The organism is Mycoplasma pogonae, from assembly GCF_054170725.1.
Map to the genome: position 1 here is coordinate 1 of NZ_JBSWZS010000023.1, position 8535 is coordinate 8535.

Genomic DNA, 8535 nt, shown 5'->3' on the forward strand with positions numbered 1-8535 from the left:
GTGCTTTTTTTGTTAAAAAAATGACTAAAATTTATTTAAATATAAAAATATATTTATCAACAAATAATTAATAAATGTTAAATTAAATAAAAAATGACCCCTATTATTAAAAGGTCATTTTAATCAAAAAACATTATTAAATTAAATTATTTTTTTATTTTTTTGCGTTTAGCAGCAAGGAATCTTCAAATTAAAACAGGGACAAATGCAAATAGCGATAATAATCATCATGGTTTCTTTGATTGTGGAATTAAATTTAAATTAGAGTTTTCTGAAACTGGTTTATTAGTTGTTACAGTTAAATCACCTTCTTTAACTTCTTTTAATCCAACTATAGATTCTGTATTACCTTTTTCTTCTGCTTTTTCTATTTCAACATCAATTGCATTTGATTTTTCTAAAGCTTTATCCGCTAATTTAGCAATATCATTTAATTTTTGACTTCAATCATGTTGATTAGGAGTAACTAAATTAATCGACTCTTGTAATGAATGTTTAGTATTATGTGATAATGACTTATATTTTTCACCATTAGCAATTAAATCAAATAATTTGGTTTTAGCTTTTTCAACTTCTTCATTACCATCAAGTGCATTAATTGCATCTTGAATTTCTTTAAATACATCATCAATGTCAGCAACTGAAATACCATGTTTAAATGTATTGGCATCAGTTACATCATATGGATCATTTACTGGAGCTAAAAGAATTTTATTGATTGCATCAACTACTTTTTTGTTTTGTTTCACTCCATTAGTTGAAGCTGTATATGTTGGTGTTTCTCTTATTGTTAAATAATTATCAAGATCTAATTGGAAATTAGTAAATTTTTCGTTTAATGCAACTGCTGTTGCAGTAATATCATCTGAATCTTTGATGTTTTCATCTTTTGATTTTGATCAGTCCACTTTTGCTACATCTTCTTTAAATTTGTCTTTAGTATCTTGACTTAAATTTGGAAGATTTTGAATAGTATTTTGATTTTTACCAATGTTATTATTGATCTCTTCTAAATCATTAACTTTTTGTTTTAAATCAGGTAATGATGTAGTTGGTAAATTATTTTTAGCATCGTTACGCTCAGGTTGAGGAATATTTGTAAAAGTATCCATTTTGTCTTGAGCATCTTTTAAGTTTTCATTACCATTTAAATTATTTATTGCAGATTCAGCTTCTGATTTAATTCTGGATAAATTGGTTTTAGCATCATCTGCTAATAAATTAGTATTATTTAAATTTTTGGCTTTTTGCAATACTGCATCTAAATCTTGTCTTCGAGAATCATCAGCAAGTGTGTAATTTGTTGTTTGCTGTGCTTCTTCAAGTTTTTGAATTGTATCTTGAATTTCTTTTAGTGTCTCAAGCGCTTTAGTTGCTTTATCATCAATAATATCTACTTCAGGAACAAAATTAGCATCAGTAACGCCTTGATTAATTGCAGTTTTTGTTGCATCATTAAAAACTCCAAATTCACCATTAGCTGCTGTTTTTTCTTGCACTTCTTGTTTAACCCGGGCTAAATTTTCATTTCCATCTAGATCCGTTAATGCTTTTTTAATTTTAGCAATCGCAGCTTTTACATCAGTTAACATAACTCCTTCTTTAATTCCCCCTTCTAAATCTTGGGTAACTGAAGGAGTTGTTTCAACTTCTAAAACAGATCTAGTTGCAGCTTTTACATTTTCATCTTGATTTGTTTTAACTGTAGGGGTTGCATCTACATAATCAGCTGTTGACATTGCTGTTTTATAAGCATCATAAGCTGTTTTTAATTCATCATATTTGTTATGAAGATCGGTTGCTTTTGTTTCAACTGCAACAATTTTATCTAAAATATCTGTTTTATTAGCATTAATATCAATTACTTTTGTTTCTTGAACAAATGCTTCTTTTGCATTGTGCGAAAGACTATCTAAAGCATTAATATTTGTTTCTGCCTCACCTAATTTAGTATTGACTTCCCGGAATTTAGCAACAGCATCATCAAGTGCAGATTTATCACTATATTTAGCAAGATTTTCTAAATCATTTTGAATATCAGTTATCGTTGATGGTAATAAATTAGTCAATTTAGCAATTTCAGTTTTGGCATTGTCAAGATTTTCATTTCCTTCAAGATTACTTTTAACTCTTGATGCCGTTGTAATTGCAGCTTCAGTTTCAGCACGAATTGTATTATTGTACAAGTTTTTGGTTAATTGTTCTTTTAACTTAGCAAGTGCTTTATCATAAGCGTCTTTTCCAGATTGACTAGCTAATTTGTAATCTTTGTCAACTTGGTAGTTTTCTAATTCCTCAATTTTAGCTAATAAAGCATTGTAAGCATCTAATGCTTGGCTTGCTTTTGTATCAATTTCTGTGACTTTTGCTTTGGTATTAGTTTCTGAATTATCTAGGTCAGCTAAAATTGCATTTTTAGTGTCATCATTAAGTGTGTTATAGATACCAATAGAAGTGTCGGTATTTTCAACTTTTTCTCTAACTTTTTCTTTGTCTTGATTTACTTGCGTTAATCCATTTAACTGACTAAGTGCATCATTAATTTTTGTTATGGCTGCTTCGACACTAGCTAAGGTTGTGCCTGCTTTTAATGTTTCTGAAGTTAATGCTTGAAGTTCAGTTTCAATATTTGTATATGTTTTGTCTTTTAAAACTGATTCTAATGCTTCTTTAACTTTTTGATTCTGTGCAGTTTTATTTTCAGATGTAGCTTCAGTATATTCTTGTTTTGTAAATGCTGCTTTATAGTTTATAACGGCAATTTTTAATTTATTAAATTTATCATTGATTGCTTCAGCATTATTAAAATTATTTTGAATTGCTGCCTCAATTACTGATTGTTCATCATCAATATTGATATTGGCAACTTTTATTTTAAATTCATCTTTTAACTCAGGAGATAAATGATTTAAATTATTTGTTATTTGTGAATTTAAATCACCAATTTTAGTATTAATTGATCTAAATTTATCTACTATTGCATCTAATTTAGCTTTTGTATTCGTTTCAGCTAAATTATTTATTTTAGATTTAATTGTATTTCGTTGAGTTGATTCTGGGATATTTGTAAAGCTATTAATTATGTTAAGAGCATTATTTTTGTTAACATCACCAGTTAAAGCAGCGTTTGATACATTTATTGGTTCTAAAATTGCATCAATTTCGGCTGCTGTTTTATTATAAATATCATCGTTAGAAAATTTAGTTTCTAAAGCTGATAACTGGTTATCAAAATCATTAATTTGAGATGTTTCAGATAATTTATAATTTGCTTTTGTTTTAACATTTTTTATATCAGTAATTTTTTGATTAATTTTATTTGCATCAGTAACTACTTGGTCTGCTTTTGTAATAACATCTTGAAGTTGGCTATATGATGTTGCTGCTATGGCTGCTGTTCTAATAGAATTTTTTGTAGCATCATTTAATCCAGATCAAGGAGCTTCATTCAATTTATTAGTTATTTTAGTAATTTCTTGATCACCATTTAATTTAGCAAAAGCTGCATTAATGTTTGCAGATGCTTGTTGGATTGCGGTTATATTATCTGTTGATAATTTTTTGCTGTTAATATTAAATCCGTTAGTTAGTGTTGTATCAGTTACATTGCCAAGTACTTTTTTTAGTTCATTTAAAACATCTTGGTCAATGTTATTTACATTTTGAGTTACATCATGTTTTGGATTGTTAATTTCATCAGTATATTTTTTTAATACTGTTTTCAGTTTTGTTAATTCATTATCTAAAGAAGTATTTAAATCTGTAGCCTTAGTTACAATTTTATTAATTTCTGTTTCAGCAGTTGTTAAATCAATATCGGTAATATCAATTTTACCTAATTCTTCAATTAATTTATTTTTTGATGCTTGTGTTAAATGTGATAATACACTAATATCTTCTTTAGCTTTTTTAAGTTTGGCATTGATATCAGAAAGTGATGTTGCAGTTGCATCCAATTTGGCTTTTGTATTTACAGTTGCTAAATTATTTAATTTTTTACCTGCTTGAATTTTTTGATCATCACTTAAATCTGATAATGAGGATAAATTTGTTACAGCTGTAGTTAAATTATCATCTCCATTCAATGATGCTTGAGCAGTTGCAAGATCCAAATTATCTAAATCAGTTTGAGCAGCGTTTTTCTTAGTATTATCAAATAAGTTTTGTTTTAAATGTTTTTCTAATTTTGTAATAATTGAATCATAATCTGATTGATTAGGTACTGGATTAGATAATAAATAATTAGCTTCATTTTGCTTTGCTTTAAGCTGATCAATTCTTTCTCTAATTGAAGTAATTAATGGTTTGGCAGCATCAATTCTAGCTTCAATATCATCAAGATCACTTAATGAAGTTGTATCCGTAATTTCTTTTTTAATAGAATTTTTTACATCGTCAGGCAATTCATTAAATTCTGTTGTACTATTAATTTTTTGTTCTAATTCTCGTTTTTTATCAGTAATTTTGGTAGCCAAAACAGTTTCACCATTCAAACCATTTTTAGCGGCTTCAATTTTTCCAGCAACTTCAGTAGCTTTAGCAGATAAATTATCTAATAGCGTTTCAACTTCCGATAAAGTATCAGATCCAAGACCAATTTTTAATGTATTAATATTGGTTGAGTTTGTTAGTATTGTAGGTTTGGATACTGCAGGACTTACAATTTCGTTTAATGCTGCATAAACAGCAGCATTTTGAGTGTCTTTGTTGTTTGCTTCATCATATTTTGTTGTTCCGATTGTAGCAACATAATCATTAAATTTAGCAACAATTTCACTATTATATTTTGAGTTTAAAGCCTCAGTTTTAGATACAAGATTGTCTAATTTCGTCTTAAATGCAGCTTCAGTTTCTCCAGCATCGGTTTTATCAAAACTATTTAATTTATCTTTGACTTTTTGAATTAAAGTTGCTGATAAATGAGTTAAGGTTCCAATATCTTTTAATGCTTTATTATATCAAGCTGTTTTTTTAGCTTTTCAAACAACTTCATTAATTTTATTTTGAGCTTGAGTTTCTGTTAAATCACTAATATTAATTTGACCTAATTTATTTATAAAATTGTTTTTTTCATCATCAGTTAAACTATCTGTTCCATTAATAGATCTTTTTGCAACGCCAATCTTACTATCGATATCTGTAAATAATGTTTCTAAATTATTTAAATCTGTTATTGAACTAACTTTAGATAAATTTCCCATTTTTATTTTTGCTTGTGTTTTTTGGTCACTACTTAAATTAGTTAAAGCATCTATTTTATCTTTAGCTGTTGTTAAATTTACGTCACCATTTAAAGCAATTTTAGCAGCTTCTACAGCATCAACTAGATTTAAAAAAGTAGAAGTGGGAATATCCAAAATATTTTCATTTTTATTTTTTTCAGCTTCTAATGCTTGAAAACTTGTAAGAAATTCATTGTGCTCTTTTGTGTTTGATAATTTGTAATTTGTTGAATCTAAAACCGGTTTTAATTCATTGTATTTATCTTTTAATGATTTAAATGAAGTAGCAACGTTATTGGCTTTTGTATCTAATGCATCTAAAGCATCTATTGTAGTTGCATTATTAATTTGTTTATTAATTTCTTCTAATGTTTTTTCACTTAATTCAGTTAATGGAGAATGAGATAATTTTTCTCTTGATTGTTCTTTTCTTTTATTTAAATCACCATTTAGAGAGTTAAAAGCATCATTAATAGCATTTATTGCCTCAGTAACTTTTGAACTATCAATATAAGAAAATTTACCATTACTAATTGATGATGCTTCATTTAATTCAGTAAGTTTGGGCGAATCTAAAACACTATTAATTGCTGTAATAACTTTTTGATCTTCTTCATTTTTGTTTGTTGCATCATCATGTTTTGGAGTTTTGATTGTATTTTTATATTTTGCAAAAGCTGATTCTAGATTAGCGAAAGAATCATTTAAATTTTTTGATTTTTGAGCAGTTTGATTAACGCTACTTCTAAATTCTGATATGTCAGTTGTATTTAAACTACTATTGATTAATTTTTCAAAAGCATCATCTAGTTGTTTAATAAACTCGTCTTGAGCATTAGTTGATAAACTATTATAATTTCTGATTTTATTTTTTTCAGAATTTATAATAGTTTCATATTCTTCTGAACCATTAAGTGCATTATAAGTTTCGATAATTTTATTCTCTAAGTTTATTAGATCAGCTGATTTAAGTCTACGGGATGATAAATCAACGCTTTTTGCATCATTAAGTGCTTTATCAAAAGCTAGTTTTTTTTCTGAACTTGCAGCAGTATATTTTTTGTTAGTTTTTTTGCTTAAATAGTCTTCTATTTTAGAATTTAATGATTCTAATGAGCTAATAATTTTTTCATAATCTTTTTCTTTCTCTAAAAAAGATTCCGTAATATTATTTTGTTGATCAGAATCATCATTTCTTAATCTTGCTAATTGATTTCCCATCATTGTTTTTAAAGTTGATTTTTGAGTTGAAGAAAAATTGGATTTTGAATCGATTAAATCACTTAATTTTTTTGTAAATCCATTTAAGTTATTTCAAGATTGAAAAAATTCACCTTTAATTGCTTGCAGCTGTCCTAAATCAGTTAATTTAAAATTAGGGTCATCTTTATCATTCAACATACTATTAATTTTTCTTGCTTGTTGTCGAAACTTTTCTTTTAAACTTTCATCAGCTTTAAAAAAGTGGTCATGATACTCATCATCAGAATTGTTAACTGCTTTTGAAAAGTTTGTATCATTTAAACGTAAATCTAACATATCTAAATTTATTTGATTAATTCAAGAACCTAAGTCAGGAAATCTACTTGGTCTTATGTATTCTGGAACTCAATCAAAATAATCTTTTTGTCCCTCTGTTAAAGAAGAAAAGTTTCTATCTATTCATTGCATTTTAGTTTCGTCTCTTCTTTTTTCATCATAAGCAGAAACAGAAATGGCAGAAACTATTAAAGGTGTAGTTGCTAAAACAAATAGAAAACCTTTTTTAAGATTTTTATATTTTTTAATCATAAAATCCTTTCTTAAAAAATAAAATCATTTAAAAATATTAAAAAATAATACAAATAAAAACTAATTTTAATATATATATATATATATATATAAAGACATTAATGCCTAAGTTTTAAAATAATTTTCATTTTGTAGAAAATTTTTAGTAAATTTAAACTTTTTTTTTTTTTTTAAAAAAAAAAAAAAATATTCCTAGCTGTAGAAAATACATTTAGGAATATTTAAATTTAAGATTAATTACTTAAGGTCTTTTTTTTCATTTAGCTACAAAGAATCCCAAGACTGAAATTGGAATAATTGCAATTAAAGAAAATAATCATCATATTTTATTTGATTTTGAATCATCATTTGGCATTGGATTTTGAGGAATAATTACTTCAGTAACATTAGTTAAATCATCCTCTTTAGACTCTTCCAATCTAACAACTCTATCCGCATCCTCATTTGCTTTAGCTTTAGCAATTTCTTGGTCAATATCTTTTGTTGTTTGAAGTGCTTGATCAGCTATTGTAATGACTTCTTTTAATTTTGTATCTCAATCAGTGTGATTGCTATTAATTACATTAATCATTTCGCGTAAACTTTGTTTTGTAGCATGTGATAAATTTTTATATTTTTCATCAGTAGCAATTTCATCACCTAATTTAGTTTTGGCTTTTTCTACTTCTAATCTACCATCTAGTTTAGCAATTGCATCTTCAATATTTTTTAAAGATGCATCGATATCAGCGGCACTAATACCATGTTTAAAAGTATTAGTTGAAGTAACATCATCGGCATTTATCACAATTTTAGAAAGAATTTTATTAATTTCTTCTACAACTTTTTTGTTAACTAGATCTTTATTAGTTGCAGCTGTATAAGTTGGAGTTTGTTGAATAGATAAATATTCATCAAGATCCAATTTTAAATTAACAAATTTATCATTTAAAGCAATTACAGTATCTTTAGCATCGTCAGAATTTTTAATATTTTCATCTTTTGATTTATTTCAATCAACTACAGCAACATCTGTTTTAAATTTATCTTTCGTATCTTGGTTAATATTTGGAAGTTTATCAATAGTATCCTTATTTTTACCAATTGTATCATTAATATCTTTTAGATCTTTTACCCTTTGATTTAAATCAGTTAATGATGTAGTTGGTAAATTGTCGCGCGCTTGATCACGATCAGTTTGAGGAATATGTATAAAAGTGTCGACTTTGTCTTTTGCTTTTTGAAGATTTGTATTTCCATCTAAATTATTTAAAGCATCATTCGCTTTGGTTTTAGCATTGGCTAATTTTGTTGATGCCCCATCATCTAGTAAATTACTATCTTTTAAATTTTTTAATTCCTTTAAAGCATCATCTAAAACTTTTTGTTTTTCATCACTAGCAACTTTATAATTTGTTGCTGCTTTAGTGTCTTCAAGTTTTTTAATGGTGTCTTCAATTTCTTTTAATGTATTAAGTGCATCTTTAGCTTTTTGATCGACTTCTTTTACTTTATTGGCAAAATCAGCTTTATCAACTTCATC

2 protein-coding genes are annotated in these 8535 nt (G+C 26.6%); both read right to left on the reverse strand.

The genetic code is table 4. The features are described from left to right. Positions 1–146 precede the first annotated feature (146 nt). Positions 147–7013 carry a rhoptry family protein gene (locus ACW95P_RS04895; protein WP_457962152.1) on the reverse strand — a complete coding sequence of 2289 codons (6867 nt, stop codon included), beginning with the start codon at positions 7011–7013 and terminating at the stop codon, positions 147–149. A 241-nt stretch (positions 7014–7254) separates the two neighbouring features. Further along, the coding region (locus tag ACW95P_RS04900; protein WP_457962153.1) for a hypothetical protein at positions 7255–8535 on the reverse strand (1281 nt) is incomplete at its 5' end.